At 67.2% G+C, this 19,445-nt stretch carries 18 protein-coding genes; 10 read left to right on the forward strand and 8 right to left on the reverse strand.

Annotation, left to right across the window (positions count from 1 at the left end):
• Positions 1-9: 9 nt before the first annotated feature.
• A complete protein-coding gene (locus tag P0Y59_22315) occupies positions 10-2,124 on the forward strand; it encodes a prolyl oligopeptidase family serine peptidase (GenBank protein ID WEJ99609.1) in 2,115 nt (704 codons plus the stop codon).
• A 23-nt stretch (positions 2,125-2,147) separates the two neighbouring features.
• Here the strand turns inward: P0Y59_22315 and P0Y59_22320 are convergent, their stop codons facing one another.
• The 3 genes from P0Y59_22320 to P0Y59_22330 form a co-directional block, all read right to left on the reverse strand.
• Positions 2,148-2,618: a low molecular weight phosphotyrosine protein phosphatase gene (locus tag P0Y59_22320; protein WEJ99610.1), complete on the reverse strand. Its 471-nt coding sequence runs from the start codon at positions 2,616-2,618 to the stop codon at positions 2,148-2,150.
• A 71-nt stretch (positions 2,619-2,689) separates the two neighbouring features.
• A complete protein-coding gene (locus tag P0Y59_22325; protein ID WEJ99611.1) occupies positions 2,690-3,379 on the reverse strand; it encodes a UTRA domain-containing protein in 690 nt (229 codons plus the stop codon).
• The gene (locus tag P0Y59_22330) at positions 3,376-4,728 is read right to left on the reverse strand and encodes a formimidoylglutamate deiminase (GenBank protein WEK02657.1); all 1,353 of its coding nucleotides are present in this window, start codon (positions 4,726-4,728) and stop codon (positions 3,376-3,378) included. Before P0Y59_22330 ends, P0Y59_22325 begins: the two co-directional genes overlap by 4 nt.
• A gap of 68 nt (positions 4,729-4,796) precedes the next feature.
• Here P0Y59_22330 and hutI point away from each other — a divergent pair, with 68 nt between their 5' ends.
• The 7 genes from hutI to P0Y59_22365 all read left to right on the forward strand — a co-directional run bounded on the left by hutI (position 4,797) and on the right by P0Y59_22365 (position 13,039).
• Positions 4,797-6,014 (forward strand): imidazolonepropionase, encoded by a 1,218-nt coding sequence (hutI, locus tag P0Y59_22335; protein WEJ99612.1) that lies wholly within the window; start codon positions 4,797-4,799, stop codon positions 6,012-6,014.
• Positions 6,011-7,543 carry a histidine ammonia-lyase gene (hutH, locus tag P0Y59_22340; protein WEJ99613.1) on the forward strand — a complete coding sequence of 511 codons (1,533 nt, stop codon included), beginning with the start codon at positions 6,011-6,013 and terminating at the stop codon, positions 7,541-7,543. The genes hutI and hutH overlap by 4 nt, the downstream gene beginning before the upstream one ends.
• Positions 7,540-8,355 carry an N-formylglutamate deformylase gene (hutG, locus tag P0Y59_22345; protein WEJ99614.1) on the forward strand — a complete coding sequence of 272 codons (816 nt, stop codon included), beginning with the start codon at positions 7,540-7,542 and terminating at the stop codon, positions 8,353-8,355. Before hutH ends, hutG begins: the two co-directional genes overlap by 4 nt.
• On the forward strand, positions 8,352-10,016 hold the full coding sequence (hutU, locus tag P0Y59_22350) for a urocanate hydratase (GenBank protein WEJ99615.1): 1,665 nt from the start codon (positions 8,352-8,354) through the stop codon (positions 10,014-10,016). Before hutG ends, hutU begins: the two co-directional genes overlap by 4 nt.
• Positions 10,017-10,197: 181 nt before the next feature.
• A complete protein-coding gene (locus P0Y59_22355) occupies positions 10,198-10,845 on the forward strand; it encodes an XRE family transcriptional regulator (protein WEJ99616.1) in 648 nt (215 codons plus the stop codon).
• A 282-nt stretch (positions 10,846-11,127) separates the two neighbouring features.
• Positions 11,128-12,267 carry an FAD-binding oxidoreductase gene (locus P0Y59_22360; protein ID WEJ99617.1) on the forward strand — a complete coding sequence of 380 codons (1,140 nt, stop codon included), beginning with the start codon at positions 11,128-11,130 and terminating at the stop codon, positions 12,265-12,267.
• An 88-nt stretch (positions 12,268-12,355) separates the two neighbouring features.
• Positions 12,356-13,039, forward strand: coding sequence for a Fe2+-dependent dioxygenase (locus P0Y59_22365; GenBank protein WEJ99618.1), 684 nt, complete (start codon positions 12,356-12,358; stop codon positions 13,037-13,039).
• Between the two features lie 10 nt (positions 13,040-13,049).
• On the opposite strand, the gene P0Y59_22370 is transcribed toward P0Y59_22365, so the two are convergent.
• The 4 genes from P0Y59_22370 to P0Y59_22385 form a co-directional block, all read right to left on the reverse strand.
• Complete coding sequence (locus P0Y59_22370; GenBank protein WEK02658.1) at positions 13,050-13,937, reverse strand: FAD:protein FMN transferase; 888 nt, start codon at positions 13,935-13,937, stop codon at positions 13,050-13,052.
• Between the two features lie 101 nt (positions 13,938-14,038).
• Positions 14,039-14,851, reverse strand: coding sequence for a DUF4198 domain-containing protein (locus P0Y59_22375; protein ID WEJ99619.1), 813 nt, complete (start codon positions 14,849-14,851; stop codon positions 14,039-14,041).
• Between the two features lie 27 nt (positions 14,852-14,878).
• Positions 14,879-15,397 (reverse strand): DUF2271 domain-containing protein, encoded by a 519-nt coding sequence (locus P0Y59_22380; GenBank protein WEJ99620.1) that lies wholly within the window; start codon positions 15,395-15,397, stop codon positions 14,879-14,881.
• A gap of 19 nt (positions 15,398-15,416) precedes the next feature.
• Positions 15,417-16,052: a PepSY-associated TM helix domain-containing protein gene (locus P0Y59_22385; protein ID WEJ99621.1), complete on the reverse strand. Its 636-nt coding sequence runs from the start codon at positions 16,050-16,052 to the stop codon at positions 15,417-15,419.
• A gap of 185 nt (positions 16,053-16,237) precedes the next feature.
• Here P0Y59_22385 and P0Y59_22390 point away from each other — a divergent pair, with 185 nt between their 5' ends.
• On the forward strand, positions 16,238-17,539 hold the full coding sequence (locus tag P0Y59_22390; GenBank protein ID WEJ99622.1) for an Hsp70 family protein: 1,302 nt from the start codon (positions 16,238-16,240) through the stop codon (positions 17,537-17,539).
• Positions 17,540-17,662: 123 nt separating this feature from the next.
• Positions 17,663-18,226 carry a hypothetical protein gene (locus P0Y59_22395; protein WEJ99623.1) on the forward strand — a complete coding sequence of 188 codons (564 nt, stop codon included), beginning with the start codon at positions 17,663-17,665 and terminating at the stop codon, positions 18,224-18,226.
• 101 nt (positions 18,227-18,327) lie between these two features.
• Here the strand turns inward: P0Y59_22395 and P0Y59_22400 are convergent, their stop codons facing one another.
• Positions 18,328-19,428: a pyridoxal phosphate-dependent aminotransferase gene (locus P0Y59_22400; protein WEJ99624.1), complete on the reverse strand. Its 1,101-nt coding sequence runs from the start codon at positions 19,426-19,428 to the stop codon at positions 18,328-18,330.
• Positions 19,429-19,445: the final 17 nt, after the last annotated feature.

A 19,445-nucleotide genomic window follows, 5' to 3' on the forward strand; every position in this document is an offset into this window, starting at 1 on the left:
ATCAGGACGTTGGAGCGCACTTGTGTCGCGGCCTTGCTGTGCGGGGTGGCGGTGCTGCCCTTCGCCGCGCCGGCCCTTGCCCAGAATGCGCCGCTTGAAAGCGTGATGAGCGCTCCCTTTCCGATGGACCTGACCGCATCCCGCACCGACGGACGTGTCGCCTGGGTTTCCAACGAGCAGGGCGTGCGCAACATCATGGTCGCGGCGCGCAAGCCGGATGGTTCCTTCGCGCCGGCCAGCGTCACGAGCTACAGCCGCGACAATGGCTATGAACTGGATCACCTGACCTGGGCGAACAGCGGCAAGGCGATCGTCTATACTGGCGGCGGCAGCCTCGAAGGCGGCGGCCCGGTCAACACCGAAAGCCTGCCGTCCGGCCCGATGGTCAAGGAAGTGCTCGCGCTGACGATCGGCGAGGCGACCTCGCGCACCTTCGGTCCCGGCGAAGCGCCTGAGGCATCGCCGGTCGACGATCGCATCGCCTTCGTTCGCGGCGGCCAGATCTGGCTCGCCCGGCTCGGATCGAAGGATGTGGCGACTCAGTTGATCCACGATCGCGGTTCCTCAAGCGGCATTTCCTGGTCGCCTGACGGATCGAGGATCGCGTTCATCAGTCATCGCCGTGACGGACAGGCGCTGCTCGGCATCTACGAATTCGCCAGCGCGAAGATCCTGTGGATGGCGCCCGCCACTGATCGCGACGGTGCCCCGCAATGGTCACCTGATGGCAAGCGCATCGCCTGGGTACGCATTCCGGCGGGCCAGCCGGCGTTCCGTGGCTTCCTGCCGATCCGCGCCGCGCCGCCCTGGTCGATCTGGGTCGGCGATGCGACGACGGGTGAATCGCGCCAGGTCTGGCGCGCGGCGTCAGGCCCGGGCAGCGCCTTCCGCCAGGTCGAGGACGGCACGATGCTGTTCTGGGCCGCCGACGACCGCCTCGTCTTCCCGTGGGAGAAGACCGGATGGATCAGGCTCTATTCGGTCCCTGCCGATGGCGGCGAGGCTACTCCGCTGACGCCGGACGGCTCGGAACTGTTCGCGGCCGATCTCGATCCGTCGCGCAGGAAGATCATCTTCTCGTCCAATTCGACCGATGACGACCACCGCCATCTCTGGGAAGTCCCTGCCGCGGGCGGCACCGCGCGGGCGCTGACCAGGGGGGCGAGCGTCGAGGACCTGCCGGCCGTCACGAAGGACGGTGTGGTCTATGCGCTGCACGGCACCGGTCGCGATCCGCTGACGCCGGTCGCGCTCAACGCCAGTGGCGCGATGGAGCCTGTCTATGCTCCGGCAGCCTTGAAGAACTTTCCGCGCCAGGCGCTGGTCGTGCCGCAGCGGGTGGTGTTCGACGCCAGCGACAGGCTGCCGGTCCATGGCCAGCTCTTCCTTCCGGAGGGCAAGGCGCCGGGCAGGAAGCCCGCCGTCCTGTTCTTCCATGGCGGGCCGCAACGGCAGATGCTGCTCGGCTGGCATCCGATGGGCGCCTACACGCATCTCTATGCGATGAACCAGTTCCTCGCGAGCCAGGGCTATATCGTCCTGTCGGTAAACTTCCGCGGCGGTACCGGCTACGGCCTCAACTGGCGCGAACCGCTCGAGTTCGCCGAGACGGGGGGCAGCGAGGTTCGCGATATCGCCGGGGCGGTCGCCTATCTCAAGACCCGCCCGGACGTGGATGCGTCGCGCATCGGCGTCTACGGGATGAGCTATGGCGGGGTGATGACCTCGCTCGCGCTGTCGAAGCTGCCGAACGACTTTGCCGCCGGTGTCGATATCGCCGGGGTGCACAACTGGAAGACCTTCCTGCCTTACCTTACCGAGCCGGGCGCACCTCCCGGACCGGCCGAGGTGGCGGTGAAATCCTCGGCGATCAGCAGCGTCGCTGACTGGACCGCGCCGGTGCTGATCGTCCAGGGCGACGATGATCGCGCGGTGAACTTCGCACAGTCGGTCGAGCTGGTCGGCGCATTGCGTGAGGTCGGCAAGGTCGAGCCTGAGTTGTTCGTCCTGCCCGACGAGGTGCACGACTTCATCCGCCACCGGAGCTGGCTGGCGGTGTTCGACAGGACTCAGGAATTCCTGCAGCGCAAGTTGATGAAAAAGGGCGTGAGCGCGGGAAAGTGAAACCGGGGCCTGAAGAGCGATCTTCAGGTCCGTAGCCGGTCCACCAGCGCCCGGGCGGCGGTGGTGACATCGTTCCAGGTCGTCTCGAATCCCTCGTCGTCACCGTAATAAGGATCCTGTACCGCCTGGCCTTCGCGACCCGGCGCGACGTTCAGCAGAAGGTCCAGTGCCGCGGTCGAATCCGCCGGTGCGATTGCCTGCAGGTCAGCGAGATTACTGGCGTCGAGCGCGAAGATATGGGTGAATCGGCGAAAGTCCCCGGCGCTGACCTGCCGGGCGCGATAGCCCGAAATGTCGATGCCGTGGCGCTTCGCCGTCGCCACCGCACGGCGATCGGGACCGGCGCCGATATGCCAGTCCCCCGTCCCGGCGGAATCGGCCTCGGCCGACAGACCCGCTCGATCCGCTTCGGCACGGAATGCCGCTTCGGCCAGGGGTGAGCGGCAGATATTGCCGAGGCAGACGAACAGGATGGCGGCCTTGGATGCGGTCATGTCCGACGGATACGCGCTGGCAACCGGTTTGTCGCGTTCCTCCGAACGCCGGATTCCGGCAAGCCATGCCGTCAGCGCGGCGTGAAATCCTCGACCAGGTCATAGCGGTCGCCCGGAAAGAGCTGCCGCGCGAAGGTGACCGCCGCATCGCTCCGCCAGGTCCAGCGCTCGATCTGCAGGCAGGGCGAGCCGGCGGCGACATGGAGGTGGCGCGCGACGGCGGGCGAGGCGGCAACCGCGCCGATCCGGTGACGCGCGTCGGTCCAGGGCACATGGCCGAGCAGCCAGGTGCCGGGCGCGACCTCGTCGAAGGAGATCTCCGCTGCCTCGGGCACGGTGTCCAGGTCGAGCCAGCGCTCTTCCCAGCCAAAGGGCTGGCCGCTCGCATGATGGATACCGCAGAGCCGCAGCCACCGCGCGGCGGGGCTCGTCTCGACCTCTCCCGGCGGGCTCATGTCGAGACTCTTCGAGACCAGCTTCCAGCGATAGGCCTCGCCGCGCGCCGCGATCAGCGCGCCGATATCCGGCACGCCGACCACCGCCGACTGGATGCGCGGATGTGCCACGAACGATCCGGCGCGACGGCGGCGCTCGATCAGCCCTTCGCGCGCGAGGCGGCTGAGCGCCTTGTTCACGGTCGCGCGGGCGCAGCCATAGGTGACGACAAGCTCATGCTCGAACGGGATGCGTGTGCCGGGCACCCATTCGCCTGACCGGATGCGCTCCTCGATATCGCGCCGGATGCGCGCCTCGATCGTCATCCGTCCATCAGGCGGGCGAGCACGGCAGAAAAGCGCCGCCGTGTTTCTTCGCCGCGCACATGCCTGCCACCCTCCACCAGCCGGGTGCCCCGGCGCCAGACACAGTCTATCCCCGTGCGCGTCGCGAAAATCCAGCTGTCGAGCAGCCTGTCGCCCGAACGCGCGACAAAGGCGGGGTCGTCGGCATCGAGTGAGACCAGGTCGGCGGGACGACCGACCGCGATCCCTCCCTCGACACCCAGCGCGCGCGATCCGCCGGCCAGGGCGCCCGCGAACAATGTCGCGCCGATCGAGGGCCGGTCGCCGGCAAGGACGCAGCGCTGGTGCAGGCTCAGCCGCTGGCCATATTCGAGCAGGCGCAGTTCCTCGGTGGCGGAGATCAGCACGTTGGAATCGCTGCCGATCCCGAAGGCGCCGCCTTCGGCGAGATAGGTGGCAGCCGGAAAGATGCCGTCGCCGAGATTGGCCTCGGTGATCGGACAAAGCCCGGCGATCGCGCCGCTACGCGCAAGGGCGAAGCGTTCCGCGTCAGTGACATGAGTCGCATGGACCAGGCACCAGCGGGGATCGACCGGCATTTCGCCCTGCAGCCATTCGACCGGCCGCCGGCCGCTCCAGGCCAGGCAATCGGCCACTTCCTTGCGCTGCTCGGCGATATGGATGTGGATCGGGTTGGCTCCAGCGAGCGGCAGGATCGCACGAAGCTCATCGGGTGTCGCCGCGCGCAGGCTGTGCGGCGCGATGCCGGCCACGGCGTCGGGCAGGGCAGCGACGGCGCTGCGGCTTCCGTCCAGCAATCTGGCATAGCCGTCGACATCGTTCAGGAAACGGCGTTGCGCGGCACCGGGCGCCGCGCCGCCAAAGCCGCCATGGGCGTAGAAGACCGGTAGCAGCGTCAGGGCGATGCCGCTCGCCTGCGCCGCCGCCGCGACTCGAGCCGCCATCTCCGCCGGGTCGGCATAAAGGCGGCCGTCGGGATCGTGGTGGAGATAGTGGAACTCGCCGACCCGCGTGAAGCCGGTCTCAAGCATCTCGACATAGGCCAGCGTCGCGATCGCCTCCACATCCTCAGGGCCGAGCCGGTCGAGGAAGCGGTACATCAGGTCCCGCCACGACCAGAAATCGTCGCCGGTCGTGCCGCGCTGCTCGGCGAGACCAGCCATGCCGCGCTGGAATGCATGGCTGTGGAGATTGGGCAGGCCGGGCAGGCCGATCGCATGGCGCTCGTCGCCGGCGGCCGGATCGACGCCGGTCGCGATCGCGGAAATCAGGCCGTCTGAAATCTCCAGCCGAACCCGGTCGACCCAGTCGTTATCAACGAACGCGGTCTCGAACCACAATGCCGGCATCATCTTCTCCTGCCTGTCGGTACGAATATGTCTAGACATATTCATCGGATTGGCCAAGTCTGTATCGCATGACGACTCCGAACCATCCCCGCTGCGACCGCCTGTGGCGCAATGCCCGGCTGGCGACCTGTGTGGGCGAGGGGCTTGGGCTGGTCGACGACGGCATTGTCGCGGCGTGCGACGGGCGAATCGCTTATGCCGGGCCGGCAAGCGGCGCGCCGGCCTTCGAAGCGGACGAGTCGATCGACTGCGAAGGCCGCTGGATCACGCCTGGCCTGATTGATTGCCACACCCACCTCGTCCATGCTGGCGACCGCGCGCGCGAGTTCGAGATGCGGCTGGACGGCGCAACCTATGAAGAGATTGCACGTGCGGGCGGCGGCATCCGCTCGACCATGGCCGCGACCCGGGCCGCCGGCGAGGCAGAGCTTGTCGGGAGCGCGCTGCGCCGTCTCGACGCGTTGATCGCTGAAGGGGCGACGACCGTCGAGGTGAAGTCGGGCTATGGCCTGACGCTCGATGACGAACTGAAGATGCTGCGCGCGGCACGCGCGCTCGGCGAAACCCGGCGGGTCCGTGTCCGCACGACCTTCCTCGGCGCCCATGCCCTGCCGCCCGAATGGGCCGGCGATCCCGACGGCTATGTCGATCTGGTCTGCGACACGATGATCCCGGCGGTTGCCGGGGCGGGCCTCGCCGATGCCGTGGATGCGTTCTGCGAGGGGATCGGCTTCACCGTCGCGCAGACCGAGCGCGTCTTCGCCGCCGCTACCGCGCAGGGCCTTCCGGTCAAGCTCCATGCCGAGCAACTGTCGAACCTGCATGGTGCCGCGCTCGCCGCACGCTACGGCGCGCTGTCGGCCGACCATCTCGAATATCTCGATTCGGACGGTATCGCGGCGATGGCGCGAAGCGGCACGGTCGCGACCCTTTTGCCCGGCGCCTATTATTTCGTGCGGGAAACCAAGCTGCCGCCGATCGCCGCGCTGCGCGAGGCTTCTGTGCCGATCGCGCTCGCGACCGACTGCAATCCCGGCACCTCGCCGCTCACCTCGCTGCTGCTGGTCATGAACATGGGCGCGACGCTGTTCCGCCTGACCGTGACTGAATGCCTGCGCGGCGTGACCGTCAACGCGGCCCGCGCGCTCGGCCTGCAGGACGAGGTCGGCACGCTTGAGGCGGGCAAGGCCTGCGATCTCGCCATCTGGGACGTGGGTCACCCGTCCGAACTCGTCTATCGCATGGGGTTCAACCCGCTCCATGCCCGTATCTGGAGTGGTCTATGAAAGCGATTGTCCTGAAACCCGGTGCGGTGCCGCTGAGTGACTGGCGTGCCATTTATCGGGGCGCGGCGGTATCGCTCGATCCGGTGTCCGCCGGGGTGATCGCCGCCAGCGCCGCGGCGGTCGAGCGGATTCTCGCCCGGGGCGAGCCGGTCTATGGCATCAACACCGGTTTCGGGAAGCTCGCCAGCGTTCGCATCGAGGCGGGCGATCTCGCCACGCTCCAGCGCAACATCGTGCTGAGCCACGCCGCCGGAACCGGTGGGCCGTCGCCGGTGCCGGTGGTGCGGCTGATGCTGGCGCTGAAGCTGGCCAGCCTTGCCCAGGGCGCGTCGGGCGTGCAGCCCGCGACCGTCGCCCTGCTCGAAGCGATGCTGGCGCGCGGGCTGACGCCGCTGATCCCGGCACAGGGTTCGGTCGGCGCCTCGGGCGATCTCGCGCCGCTCGCGCATATGGCCGCGACGATGATCGGGGTCGGTGACATCCTGGTCGACGGGCAGCGGCTGTCGGCGGCCGAAGCGCTGGCCGGCGCCGGGCTGGCGCCGGTGACGCTTGGCCCCAAGGAAGGGCTGGCACTGCTCAATGGCACGCAATTCTCCACCGCCACCGCGCTGGCGGGGCTGTTCGAGGCGGAACTGCTGCACCAGTCGGCGCTCGTCACCGGGGCGCTTTCGACCGAGGCGGCCAAGGGATCGGACACGCCGTTCGATCCGCGCATCCACACGCTCCGCCGCCATGCCGGGCAGATCGAGACGGCGGCGGTGCTGCGTACCCTGATGACGGGGTCGGCGATCCGCGCCTCGCATGCGGTAGGCGATCCGCGCGTGCAGGACCCTTATTGCCTGCGCTGCCAGCCCCAGGTGATGGGCGCGGTGCTTGACGTGCTGCGCCAGGCCGCCGCCACGCTGGAGAACGAGGCGAACTGCGTTTCCGACAACCCGCTGATCTTCGCTGATACCGATGAAGCGCTGTCGGGCGGCAATTTCCATGCCGAGCCGGTTGCCTTCGCCGCCGACATGATCGCGCTCGGGCTCTGCGAGATCGGCTCGATTGCCGAGCGGCGCATCGCCATGCTGGTCGATCCCGCGCTGTCCGGCCTGCCCGCCTTCCTGACGCCGCAGCCGGGGCTCAACTCCGGCTTCATGATTCCGCAGGTGACGGCGGCGGCGCTCGTCTCGGAGAACAAGCAGCGGGCGTATCCGGCGAGCGTGGATTCGATCCCGACCTCGGCCAATCAGGAAGACCATGTCTCGATGGCGGCGCATGGCGCGCGCCGGCTGCTCGACATGGCGGAGAATCTTGGCGCGGTCTTGGGCATCGAATTGCTCGCCGCCGTGCAGGGCTGTGAATTCCATGTGCCGCTCACCTCGTCCGACGCGCTCGAGGCGGCGCGGGCGCGGCTGCGGCGCGAGGTGCCGTGGCTTGACCATGATCGCCACATGCATCCCGATATGGAGGCGGCGAACGCGATCATCCGTTCCGGCGCGCTGGTCGAGGCAGTGGGGATCGCCCTGCCGGGAGTGGCGGGATGAGCGTGGAGATCCGGCGCGGCACCGCGCCGCTCGTCGTCAGCTTTCCGCATACCGGCACTGATCTTCCGGCGGAGATCGAGGGCGGGTTCGTGTCGCCGTGGCTCGCGCGCCGCGATGCCGATTGGTGGATCGACCGGCTCTACGACTTTGCCGGCGATCTCGGCGCGACGACCGTCCGTACGACCGTCTCGCGCAGCGTGATCGACGTGAACCGCGATCCGTCGGGCGCGTCGCTCTATCCCGGACAGGCGACGACCGAATTATGCCCGACCACGACCTTCGACGGCGGACCGCTCTATCGTGTCGGGCGCCAACCCGATGGCGAGGAGATCGCGCGGCGTCGCTCGCTATGGTTCGATCCCTATCACGAGGCGATTGCCGCTGAACTGGCGCGCCTGCGGAAGGAACATCCGCGCGTGGTGCTGTACGATGCCCATTCGATCCGCAGCCATATCCCCCGGCTGTTCGAGGGCGAATTGCCGCAGTTCAATATCGGCACCTTCTCCGGCGCGAGCTGCGATCCGGCGCTGGCCGGCGCGGTGGAGGCTGAATGCATCGCGTCCGGCATGAGCCATGTGCTGGACGGCCGCTTCAAGGGGGGCTGGACCACCCGCCATTATGGTCGCCCCCTGGATGGCGTCCACGCGATCCAGATGGAATTGGCGATGCGCGGCTATATGGCGGAGCCCGAGATGCCGGCGCCTGACATCTGGCCTACCCCGCTCGATCCCGACACCGCCGCGCCGCTGCGTGCGACGCTTATCCGTATTCTGGAGGCGTGCACCGCCTTCGCGCTCAAGGACGTTCTATGACTCGTTTGGACAATAGCCGCATCATCCGCCCCGCCACCGGTACCGCCCTGTCGGCGAAGAGCTGGCTGACCGAAGCGCCGCTGCGGATGCTGATGAACAACCTCCATCCGGATGTGGCGGAGCGGCCTGAGGAACTAGTGGTCTATGGTGGGATCGGCCGCGCGGCGCGGGACTGGGAAAGCTATGACAGGATCGTCGCGGCGCTGACCCGGCTCGAGGATGACGAGACCTTGCTGATCCAGTCGGGCAAGCCGGTCGGCGTGTTCCGCACCCATGCCGATGCCCCGCGCGTGCTGCTCGCCAATTCCAACCTGGTGCCGCACTGGGCAACCTGGGAGCATTTCAACGAGCTCGATCGCAAGGGCCTGGCGATGTACGGCCAGATGACCGCCGGGTCGTGGATCTATATCGGCACCCAGGGCATCGTGCAGGGCACGTACGAGACGTTCGTCGAGATGGGACGTCAGCATTATGGCGGCGACCTGAAGGGCCGCTGGCTGCTGACCGCCGGGCTTGGCGGCATGGGCGGCGCGCAGCCGCTGGCGGCGGTGATGGCGGGTGCCTCCTGCCTCGCGATCGAATGCCAGCCGAGCCGGATCGAGATGCGGCTTCGCACCGGCTATCTCGATCGTGCCGCCGAGACGATCGACGAAGCGCTGGCGATGATCGAGCAGGCAAGGGCTGACGGAAAGCCGGTGTCGGTCGGCCTGCTCGGCAACGCCGCCGAGATCCTGCCCGAGCTCTACGCACGGGGCGTGCGGCCCGATTTGCTGACTGACCAGACCTCGGCGCACGACCCGATCAACGGCTATCTGCCCGCCGGCTGGAGCGTCGCCGAGTGGATCGAGCGGCGCGAACGCGATCCGGAGAGCGTCGCCGTGGCCGCCAAGGCATCGATGGCGGTGCATGTCCGCTCGATGCTCGATTTCCAGGCGGCGGGCGTGCCGACGGTCGACTACGGCAACAATATCCGCCAGGTGGCCAAGGACGAGGGCGTTGCCAACGCGTTCGACTTCCCCGGTTTCGTGCCGGCCTATATCCGCCCGCTGTTCTGCCGGGGCGTCGGCCCGTTCCGCTGGGTGGCGCTGTCGGGCGATCCGGAGGACATCTACAAGACCGATGCCAAGGTGAAGGAACTGCTGCCGGACAACAAGCATCTCCACACCTGGCTCGACATGGCGCGGGAACGGATCCATTTCCAGGGCCTGCCAGCGCGGATCTGCTGGGTCGGGCTCGGCGACCGGCAGCGGCTTGGCATGGCCTTTAACGAGATGGTGGCGAGCGGCGAGCTTAAGGCGCCGATCGTGATCGGGCGGGACCATCTCGATTCAGGATCGGTCGCCAGCCCCAATCGCGAGACCGAGGCGATGCGGGACGGGTCGGACGCGGTTTCGGACTGGCCGTTGCTCAACGCGTTGCTCAACACCGCCTCGGGCGCGACCTGGGTGTCGCTGCATCATGGTGGCGGGGTCGGCATGGGCTATTCGCAGCATGCCGGCATGGTGATCGTCGCCGACGGCACAGAGGCTGCGGCGCGCCGGCTTGAGCGCGTGCTCTGGAACGATCCGGCCACCGGCGTGATGCGCCATGCCGACGCCGGATACGACATCGCCATCGACTGCGCCCGCGAGAAAGGCCTCGACCTGCCGTCGCTCCGCTGAGACTCCCCACCGGGCCGGTCCTATCCCCGGATTGCACCGTCCGATATGTGCGTATAGTCTGAGTTTCTATGACCAGAGCTATATCGCATGGAGAATATCCCGGTTGGGACGGAATGAGCCGGTTTAGAGAGCGCCCCGGCATGGGCCTGGACCAGCCAGTGCGACCGCTGCGAGCGGCCGCGTGAAGGCCAGCCAGCCCACGCTGGGCGCGCTGTTGCGCGCGCTTCGGTCGCGCAACAGCTGGACGCTCAAGGAGATGAGCGAGCATAGCGGCATCCCGATCTCGACCTTGTCGAAGGTCGAGCATGATCGCCTGACGCTGACCTATGACAAGCTCCTCCAGCTCAGCCAGCGGCTCAACATCCGCATGTCGGAGCTGTTCGCGGAGAATGATGCCGGCGCCGAGCCGCCCATCACGGCGCGACGCAGTCTTGGCGATCTCGATCATGCGGTGCGGGTGAACACCCGCAACTACGACTATTATTATCTCTGCACCGAGCTGCGGCGGAAGCGGATGATCCCGCTGATCACGCGTATCCGTTCGAAATCGGCCGAGGAATTCGGCGAGCTGATCCACCATCCCGGCGAGGAATTCATCTACGTCGTCAGCGGGCGGATCGTGGTGCACAGCGAATTCTACGATCCGGTTTCGCTTGAGGAGGGGCAGTCCATCTACCTCGATTCCACCATGGGCCATGCCTATGTGACGGGTAAGGACTGCGAGGAGGCGGTCGTGCTGGCGGTCTGCTCCAGCGCGGAGGACGGCCTGATGGATTCGCTGCTGAACCTCCACGGCGACGACGTCGAATATGAGACCGCCAGGGCCTGAGGGCCGCCAGGCGCTGCAACAGGTTGCGTATCGGTCGCTCCGGGCTCGTTTCCGGAAGGCGCTGCCCCGTGCATATCGTGAATGGACGTCCCGCTCTCGGTTGCGTCAAACTCGCGCCCGACGGGCATCGCTAACTCGATCAGCCACAAATTTTCCAATTTAGCTATGATTTTCCATTTGGAGAATTCGTGTCATCCCCTATAGCATTGGCGAGCAAGCGAAGGGGCAGCTTTCGCTGATGCGCGATGGGGCGATTGCCCGGAATTGGGGATGTCGATCCGAATGGCGAAGATTGATTTCCTCGTAATAGGTGGAGGGATTGCCGGGGCATCGGTTGCCGCGACGCTTGCCGACGAAGCAAGCGTGACGCTGCTCGAGGCCGAGGAGCAGCCCGGCTATCATTCGACCGGCCGGTCGGCCGCTCAATTCTCCGAAATCTATGGAAACGCCGCGATCAGGGCGCTGTCCCGGGCAAGCCGGTCCTTCCTGTTCGATCCGCCAAGGACCTTTACCGACCAGCCACTGGTCAGGCCGCGCGGTACGCTGTTCCTCGCGTCGGAGGCGCAGCTCGATACGCTTGCCGCCTTCGCCGCGCTTCCCGATGTCGCCCCGGCCACGCAGATGCTGACACCTGGGGAGATGAAGCTGATCTGCCCTTTGCTGCGCGACGACTATATCGCCGGTGGACTGCACGAGCCCTTGTCGACCGACCTCGAAGTCCATGAACTGCATCATGGGTATCTGCGGCAGTTCCGGCAGCGCGGCGGCATCCTGCGTACCGATGCGCGCGTGTCTGCGATCGCCCGGCGCGGGGAGGCGTGGCATGTCACCGCTGGCGGCGAGGAGTATGAGGCTGCCACATTGATCAATGCCGCCGGTGCCTGGGCTGACGAGATCGCCATCATGGCCGGGGTGCCGCTGATCGGGCTTCAAGCCCATCGGCGCACCGCAGCCCTGGTCGCCGTGCCCGCCGGCGTGGTCGCTGACGACTGGCCGTTGCTGATCGACATCGACGAGAACTTCTACGTCAAGCCGGACGCGGGCCTGCTGCTCGTGTCGCCCGCGGACGAGACACCTACCGAACCGTGCGACGTCCAGCCCGACGACCTCGACATCGCCATCGCGGTCCACCGCGCCGAGGAGGCGATGACGCTCGATGTGCGGAGCATCAGGCATAGCTGGGCCGGTCTCCGGAACTTCGTTCCCGATCGTACGCCGGTCGTCGGCTACGAACCCGGGGTGGAGGGGTTCTTCTGGCTGGCGGGACAGGGTGGCTATGGCATCCAGACCGCGCCGGCGCTGGCACGTACCGCCGCCGCGCTCGCCTTGGGCCGGGATCTGCCGGACGATCTCGCCGCGTTCGGCGTGACGACCGCAGCGATCGCCCCGTCCCGGCTGCGCCCGCCGGCCAGCGCTGATTGACATTGATAACCGCTCGCAATAGCGGGTCTTTCGACCGAAAGGGCCCGAGCTTGCGCGCAACCACACCCATCCGACGCGGCCCCGCGCGATGCTGATCGCCATTCCCGACCTGCTCTCGCCCGATCAGCTTGCCGGAATGCGCGGGATCATCGATGCGGCTGCCTGGGTCGACGGCAATGTGACGTCGGGGCATCAGTCGGCCCTTGCCAAGCGCAACGAACAACTGCCCGAGGATTCGGACGCCGCGCGCCGTGCCGGGGCGATGGTGCTCGATGCGCTCGCCGCGTCGCCCCTGTTCGTCGCGGCTGCCCTGCCGCTCAAGGTCTTCCCGCCCCTGTTCAATCGCTACGCCGGGGGGCAGGCCTTCGATACGCATGTCGACAATGCGATCCGTATCAGGCGCGGCAGCGATTTCCGTATCCGCAGCGATCTTTCGGCAACGCTCTTCCTCGCCGATCCGGGGAGCTATGACGGCGGCGAACTAGTGATCGAGGGGCAGTTCGGCGAGCAGAAGGTCAAGCTGCCCGCCGGCCATATGGTGCTCTATCCTGCCTCGAGCCGCCATCATGTGACGCCGGTCACCCGGGGCACCCGCGTGGCGTCCTTCTTCTGGATTCAGTCGATGGTGCGCGACGAGAGCGCACGCAATATCCTGTTCGATCTGGATTCCGCGGTGCAGGCGGTCGCGGGCGATCGGGGGCAGGACGACGCCGCGGTGGTACAGTTGACGGGAGTCTATCACAATCTGCTGCGCCGCTGGGCCGACGCCTGAGGGCGGGGCCTTAGCCGAGCATCTCGTCCAGCGCAGGCGACAGGATTTCCCGATATCCGGAGGCGTCCCGCACGATGAAACGTGCGGCAAGACCCTCGCGGACGGCCAATTCCAGGCCCTCTTCCGGCCCGAGTACCGTCAATGCCGTCGCCCACGCATCGGCCAGCATGCAGCTCGGGTTCAGTACGGTGACCGCGGCGACGCCGTTGGCCACGGGGCGGCGGGTCCGCGGGTCGATGCTATGGGCGTAGCGTCGCCCGCCTGTTTCGAAGAAACGCCGGTAATCGCCCGAGGTGGCAACGGCGAGATCATGCAATGCCACGCGCAAGGGGGCGATTCTTGCACCGGGCGGTGCTTCAAGCTCGACCCACCACGGTTCGCCGTCCGGCTTTACGCCTGCTCCTACCAGCTCGCCGCCAATCTCCGCGAGGAAATCGCCGGCGCCGAGGCCGTGCAGCGCGCGGGCCAGCGCGTCGACCCCGAACCCCTTGGCGATACCCGACAGGTCGAGCCGCACATCGGCGGTTCGCCGCGCGCGCGTTTCGGAAATCTCCAGCTTCCGCCAGCCGACCGATGCGGCCATCACCTCGGTTTCCGCCGGAAGGTCGCCCCGCCCCGCCGGCCCGAAACCCCACAGGTCGACCAGCGCACCCGCTGTCGGATCAAAGGCTCCGCTACTGGCGCGGGCGACGGCCAGCCCCGCGTCGAGCACTCGGAGGAGATCGGCCGGAAGCTCCTGCCACAGGCCGGGCGGCGCGCGGTTGAACCGCGACAGGTCGGAATCCGGTTCCCAGTTGCTCATCTCGGCGATCACGCCGTCCAGCGCGCGCCTGATTGCCGAGCGTATGTCACTGCCCGGTCGCGAGGAGACGACCCGCGCCGACCAGCTCGTCCCCATCGTGTCGCCGCCGAACAGGGTGATCGTCGCCCCGGCGTCGCGTCGCCGGAACGACTCGGGCGAGACGTGCAACGGCACCGCGACCCGAGGCGCCCCTGTCATCAGGGTTGCAGCACCTCAAGCACGGTAGTGTAGCTCATCCGCTTCTCGCCGTCCGGGATGACGGTGCTCGGCGCGGTGGTCGATGCTGACATCCAGTACATGCCGGCGCCCGGCCAGGTGATCGCGACCTGCCCCTGGGCGTCGGTCTTCAGCGCGATCTCGTTGACCGAGGTGCGATAACGGCTGCCGCCGGGGATGACGGTGACGGCGATATTCGCGGCCGGCTTGCCGTCGGCGATCAGCTTGAATGTCGCCGGCTCGCCGGCCACCAGGTCGTTGGGATGAGTGACGGGGACCAGCTCGAGGCCCTGGCCGGTCGGCTTGAGCACGGTGTCGGTCGGCGCGCCTGATGTGACGAACACCTCGTTGCGGCTGATCGATTCGCCCAGCTTCACGTCGGTCGCGCCGGCCGGCACGGCGGTGGCCAGCTTGTCGGCGGTGGTGCCGCGCGGCAGGCGCTGCTCTACGCCGTTGACCTTGAAGCTGCCCATGATCCCGGCATTCTGGATCACGATCTTGTAGGTGCCCTTCTGGGTCATGTGCAGGTCGAAATTCGCCCGGTACTGGCCGATGTTCATATGCTCGACCTTGCCCGGCGTGCCGTCGGGCTGGACCACCGCTGGCTCGGCGCGCAGCGGCTGGTGGTCGGGGAAGAACAGGTCGTTCGACGCGGCGGCGTCGAACGTGATCCAGTCATCGTCACCCGATACGATCGTGGTCGAAGGCAGCATCCAGAGGCGATGCGCCTGCAGCGGCGCGGCGATCGCGGCCGTGCAGACGGCGGCGGCAAGCAGTTTGTGGAGGGTCTTCATGGGCGGATCCTTCCGGAGCGATTATGATCAGGGCTTGAAGGTGACGGAGACGGCGCCGAGCTCGGTCTTGCCGGTGGCGCGGGCTGTCTGGCCCGGCTTGGCCGGCCAGGCGAAGGGAAGGCGCAGGACCTCGCGCCCGCCGGTCTCGCGCGCGGCTTCGACGACCAGGGTGTATTCGCCCGGCTTGAGCCCGAGCTTGGCGGCGTTGAAGCTCAGCGCCTGGACGCCGGGCGCGCGCGTCGCGCCCGATGTGCCGTCGGCGACGAAGGCGTTGGTACGGCCGGAGGCGCGCCACCAGGACCGCACCTCGTTCAGCCATTTGCGGCCTTCGTTCTTCGCCTTTTTCACGTCGTACCAGACCGATAATGTCCTGGCCGGGGCGCCATTGCCCTCGACGAAGATCGCCACATAGGGGCGGTGATATTCGGCGACCGACAGGCGCGGCACGGTGACGACGACGTCGATCGTCTGGGCGAAGGCGGGCGTGCCCGCGGCCAGCCCGGCGACGGGAATGCCGGTGAGGATCAGGCGATGGCTGAGCTGCATTGACGGAACTCCCGATGGATCAGTGGATGAAGAAGATGGCGAGGCCAGCCGGAATGGCGAGGCCGAGGGCGACGAGCGGCCAGGTGATCGGGCGCTTGGCCGCGTGGAGCTGGAGCAGGACCAGCCCGGTCAGTGCGAAGACGAGGCAGGCAAAGGCGAAGATGTCGATGAACCATTTCCACGCGGCGCCCGAGTTGCGCCCCTTGTGAAGGTCGTTGAGATACGAGATCCAGCCACGATCGGTGAATTCCGACGTCACCGCGCCTGATGCCCGGTTGATCGAAACCCAGCCGTCGCCGCCGGGCCGGGGCAGCGCCAGATAGATTTCGTCGGCTGACCATTCGGCGTCGCCGCGCGCGCTGGCGGGGAAATGCGCCTCGACCCAAGTCGCCACCTCGGGCGGGAGGGGTTTCTTGACGTCGGGGCCCTCGACCGGGGCGACGGCGCGCAGCAGCGGCGCTGGCAGCGCCGCGGCCTTTGCGACGACCGTCGGTTTGGCTTCGATATCGGCCGCGTGGTTCAGCGTGAATCCGGTGACGGCGAACAGCAGGAGCCCGACAAGGCTGACCGCTGAGCTTATCCAGTGCCAGGTGTGAAGCTGCTTGAGCCAGAAGGTCTTGCGCCGTGGCTTCTGCCGCGCGGCCTGGATAGTCATTACTGGCGGACGGCCCCGGCTCGAATTGAGAGTGAGTCGCGATAACGCAAACGACTCGCAGTTGCAAGACTTTGGCTGGGCCTGTGCCGTGGCGGCGAAGGCCGACGTACTGATAACAAGGCTTGCCCCGATCATGCGCAAGGCGGCATAGGCGCCCCCTTTGTGTGCTGAATCGGAGGTCGGCAATGGAACATGTTGCCGCAGGCACCGCGATCGGCCTGGATTTCGGGACCACCAACAGCGTGCTCGCGCGGGCGGGTGCTGATGCGGGCGCGACGCTGGTCGAGTTCGATGGCCCCGAGGAACGCGGCGCGGTGTTCCGGTCGGCGCTGTGCTTCTGGCATGACGATGATGTGCGGGGCGGCCTGGCGGTCGAGGCGGGGCCCTGGGCTATCGCCGAATATCTGGATTACCCGCAGGACACGCGGTTCATCCAGTCGTTCAAGTCGGTCGCGGCCAGCGCGGTGTTCGAACATGCCTCGGTGTTCGAGAAGCGCTACCGCTTCGAAGAGCTTGGGCGGCTGTTCCTCCAAAAGCTCGCGGCGCATGCCGGGGGCGGCCTGGATGTCAGGCCCCAGCGAGTCATCGTCGGGCGTCCGGTAGAATATGCCGGCGCGCGGCCCGATGTCGCGCTCGCCCGGCAACGCTATGACGCGATGTTCGACGGTTTCGGCGCCGAGATCCACTATGTCTATGAACCGCTCGGTGCGGCGTTCAGCCATGCGACGCGGCTTGAGGAACCGGCCACGATCCTCGTCGCCGACTTTGGCGGCGGCACCAGCGACTTCTCCGTGGTGCGCGTGGCGGAGCCGGGGGCGGCCAAGCGCTGCGTGCCGCTCGGCCATGCCGGCATCGGCATCGCGGGCGATCGTTTCGACCAGCGCATCGTCGACCGGCTGGTTCTGCCGATGCTCGGCAAGGGCGGCAGCTATCGTTCGTTCGACAAGGTGCTCGATATCCCCGGCGGCTATTTCAATGATTTCGCTGACTGGTCGCGGCTCGCGCTGATGCGCAATCGCCGCACGCTTGAGGAGCTGAACCGGCTTCAGCGCTCGGCGATCGATCCAGCGGCGATCGGGCGGATGATCGCGCTGATCGAGAACGAGCTTGGTTTCCCCCTATATGACGCGGTCGGTCGTCTGAAGCGGAGCCTGTCCACCGACGACCACGCTCATTTCCATTTTGCGGGCGCCGGGCTCGAGGTCGAGGCGGACGTCGCGCGGTCCGAGTTCGAAGCCTGGATCGCCGAGGATCTGCGCCGCATCGACGCGACCGTCGATCGTGCGCTGTCCGCGGCCGGGCTTGGCGCGGACGGCATCGACCGGGTATTCCTGACCGGCGGTTCGTCGCTGATCCCCGCCGTCCGCGCGCTGTTCTCGCGGCGCTTCGGCGATGCGGCGATCAGCTCGGGCGACGAGCTGACCTCGATCGCCCATGGCCTCGCCCTGATCGGGCAGCAGGACGATATCGCCGCCTGGTCGGCCTGACGCCGAATCGCAACGATAACGTCATCAAAGCTGCATTGATTGCCGGTAGAATTCCCAGACGATCGCCAGTGTTCCCGCCAGAGGCGAGACCGCGATCGTCTTGATGTTACGGGAGCGAACCGCATGATTCACCTCGGCGAAATAGCAGCTGACCGGACCGACATGCTTGCACGGTTCCACGCTACCTTCGGACAGGACAACTGGGTTCATCGCACCAGCGGCTGGACGCTGATCGGCGTCAACCCGGCCTCGTTCGACACTGATCCCGACAGCCCGCAAATGGCGTGGCTGGGCGGTGTGCTCGATGCGAGCGCGGGCCCGATCGGCCTGTTCCTGAACAAGCCGTGGTTCAAGACGGTCGATGGCGATGTCTCGCGCGATACGCGGCGGGGCCTTGAGGCGCTTTTCGACGGCCATGACCTCCGCTTCGTCGCACAGGGCCATGTCCATCAGGTCAATGATCGGCCCACTGAGGGTATCGGCATCGACTGGCTGCCCTCGGTCGCGGTCGTCGAGCACGGCGGAACGGAAGATGGTGGCGCTCGTCTGGCCGGTCTCGCCCGGCTGACGCTGGATCGCACCGGCCACCGTTTCGACACTTGCGACGTGGTTGGCATGGCCGATCATGTCGTCGAGTTCCCCGGCGTTCCGGCGGCGCGCGCTCGGCCCGAACTCGCCGACGCCTGAGGGCCCGCGCCTCATGACAACGGTGGGGCGTCGCAGCAATACTGCCACGGTGAGCCTATAGGCTGATGGTGCCGTCCTCGTCGCGAGAGACGAGCACTGGCCTAGCCGCGCAACGCTGCCGAGATGCCCTTGAGCCCGCCCTCCAGTTCCTCGGCGGTCGGCCAGCCATAGCCGAGGCGGAAACAGGTGTCGGGTCGCTCGAACCAGTGGCCCGGGCCGACATAGCAGCCATGCTCCTCGAGCAGGCGTTTGTAGAAGGCCTCGACGCCGCCGGGCGGTTCCTGGCGCATGCGGGGGAAGCAGACGACGCCGCCCCTGGGCGCGACCCATTCAAGCAGGTTTTCGCCCGCCATCCATTCGGTTATCCGGGCCAGGCGGCGGCGCATCTCGGCCAGCACTGGCTGAAGAATATCGTCGCGACGCGACAGGATCTGCTCGCCGACCCATTCGTCGATCACGCTGCCGCAGATGCTGATCTGTTCCTTGGCGGCGAGGAATCGTTCCTGCAGCGCCGGGTCCCTGCAGACGATCCAGCCGATCCTGATGCCGGGCACGCCATAGGCCTTGGAGAGCGACGCAACGCTGATGACATGGTCGCCGAGGGAGGCGGCCAGCGGCAGCGTGCCGTCAAGCGACAGGTCGCGATAGGTCTCGTCGACCAGCAGGATACAGCCGCGCTTCTTCGCCAGCGCGACCAGTTCGTGCAGTTCGACCTCGGCCAGCATCGTGCCGGTCGGGTTGTGCGGGGTGGTGATGCTGATGATCCGGGTCTGCGGCGTGATCGCGGCGACGATGGCGGCGGGATCGATGCGGAAGCCGGTCTCGAAGTCGAGGTCGACATGGGTGACCTTGCAGCCGATCGCGCGGGGCGTCTCCAGGTTTGTCGCATAGTTCGGCCTGATCACGACGAGGTGATCGTCCGTGCCGAGCAGGGCGGTGGCGATGATGAACAATGCCCCGGCCGCGCCGACGGTGACGAGGATGTCGTCGGCCTCGATCCCACCGCTTGCCTCGGCGATCAGGCGCCGCAGCGTCGCGCCGCCGCGATGCTCGCCATAGAGCAGGGTCAGGTCGGGAATGGTCAGGCCAAGGTCGGCCAGGCTTCGGTCAGCGACCGAGCTTTCGGAAAGATTGTAGCGGATCCGGCCATAGCCATATTCCTCGGGTGACTCGACCTCGATCGGCATCCGGACATAGCGCATCGGTTCCTCCCCCCACT

The sequence above is a fragment of the Candidatus Sphingomonas phytovorans genome (assembly GCA_029202385.1).
GTDB lineage: Bacteria > Pseudomonadota > Alphaproteobacteria > Sphingomonadales > Sphingomonadaceae > Sphingomonas > Sphingomonas phytovorans.

Bases quoted from the DNA above. Each gene is read 5' to 3' on its own strand.
- P0Y59_22330 (WEK02657.1), bottom strand. From the start codon at position 4,728: ATGCCGGCATTGTGGTTCGAGACCGCGTTCGTTGATAACGACTGGGTC.
- hutH (WEJ99613.1), top strand. From the start codon at position 6,011: ATGAAAGCGATTGTCCTGAAACCCGGTGCGGTGCCGCTGAGTGACTGG.
- P0Y59_22390 (WEJ99622.1), top strand. From the start codon at position 16,238: ATGGAACATGTTGCCGCAGGCACCGCGATCGGCCTGGATTTCGGGACC.
- hutG (WEJ99614.1), top strand. From the start codon at position 7,540: ATGAGCGTGGAGATCCGGCGCGGCACCGCGCCGCTCGTCGTCAGCTTT.
- P0Y59_22385 (WEJ99621.1), bottom strand. From the start codon at position 16,052: ATGACTATCCAGGCCGCGCGGCAGAAGCCACGGCGCAAGACCTTCTGG.
- P0Y59_22375 (WEJ99619.1), bottom strand. From the start codon at position 14,851: ATGAAGACCCTCCACAAACTGCTTGCCGCCGCCGTCTGCACGGCCGCG.
- P0Y59_22360 (WEJ99617.1), top strand. From the start codon at position 11,128: ATGGCGAAGATTGATTTCCTCGTAATAGGTGGAGGGATTGCCGGGGCA.
- P0Y59_22395 (WEJ99623.1), top strand. From the start codon at position 17,663: ATGATTCACCTCGGCGAAATAGCAGCTGACCGGACCGACATGCTTGCA.
- P0Y59_22380 (WEJ99620.1), bottom strand. From the start codon at position 15,397: ATGCAGCTCAGCCATCGCCTGATCCTCACCGGCATTCCCGTCGCCGGG.
- P0Y59_22400 (WEJ99624.1), bottom strand. From the start codon at position 19,428: ATGCGCTATGTCCGGATGCCGATCGAGGTCGAGTCACCCGAGGAATAT.
- hutU (WEJ99615.1), top strand. From the start codon at position 8,352: ATGACTCGTTTGGACAATAGCCGCATCATCCGCCCCGCCACCGGTACC.
- hutI (WEJ99612.1), top strand. From the start codon at position 4,797: ATGACGACTCCGAACCATCCCCGCTGCGACCGCCTGTGGCGCAATGCC.
- P0Y59_22365 (WEJ99618.1), top strand. From the start codon at position 12,356: ATGCTGATCGCCATTCCCGACCTGCTCTCGCCCGATCAGCTTGCCGGA.
- P0Y59_22320 (WEJ99610.1), bottom strand. From the start codon at position 2,618: ATGACCGCATCCAAGGCCGCCATCCTGTTCGTCTGCCTCGGCAATATC.
- P0Y59_22370 (WEK02658.1), bottom strand. From the start codon at position 13,937: ATGGGGACGAGCTGGTCGGCGCGGGTCGTCTCCTCGCGACCGGGCAGT.
- P0Y59_22325 (WEJ99611.1), bottom strand. From the start codon at position 3,379: ATGACGATCGAGGCGCGCATCCGGCGCGATATCGAGGAGCGCATCCGG.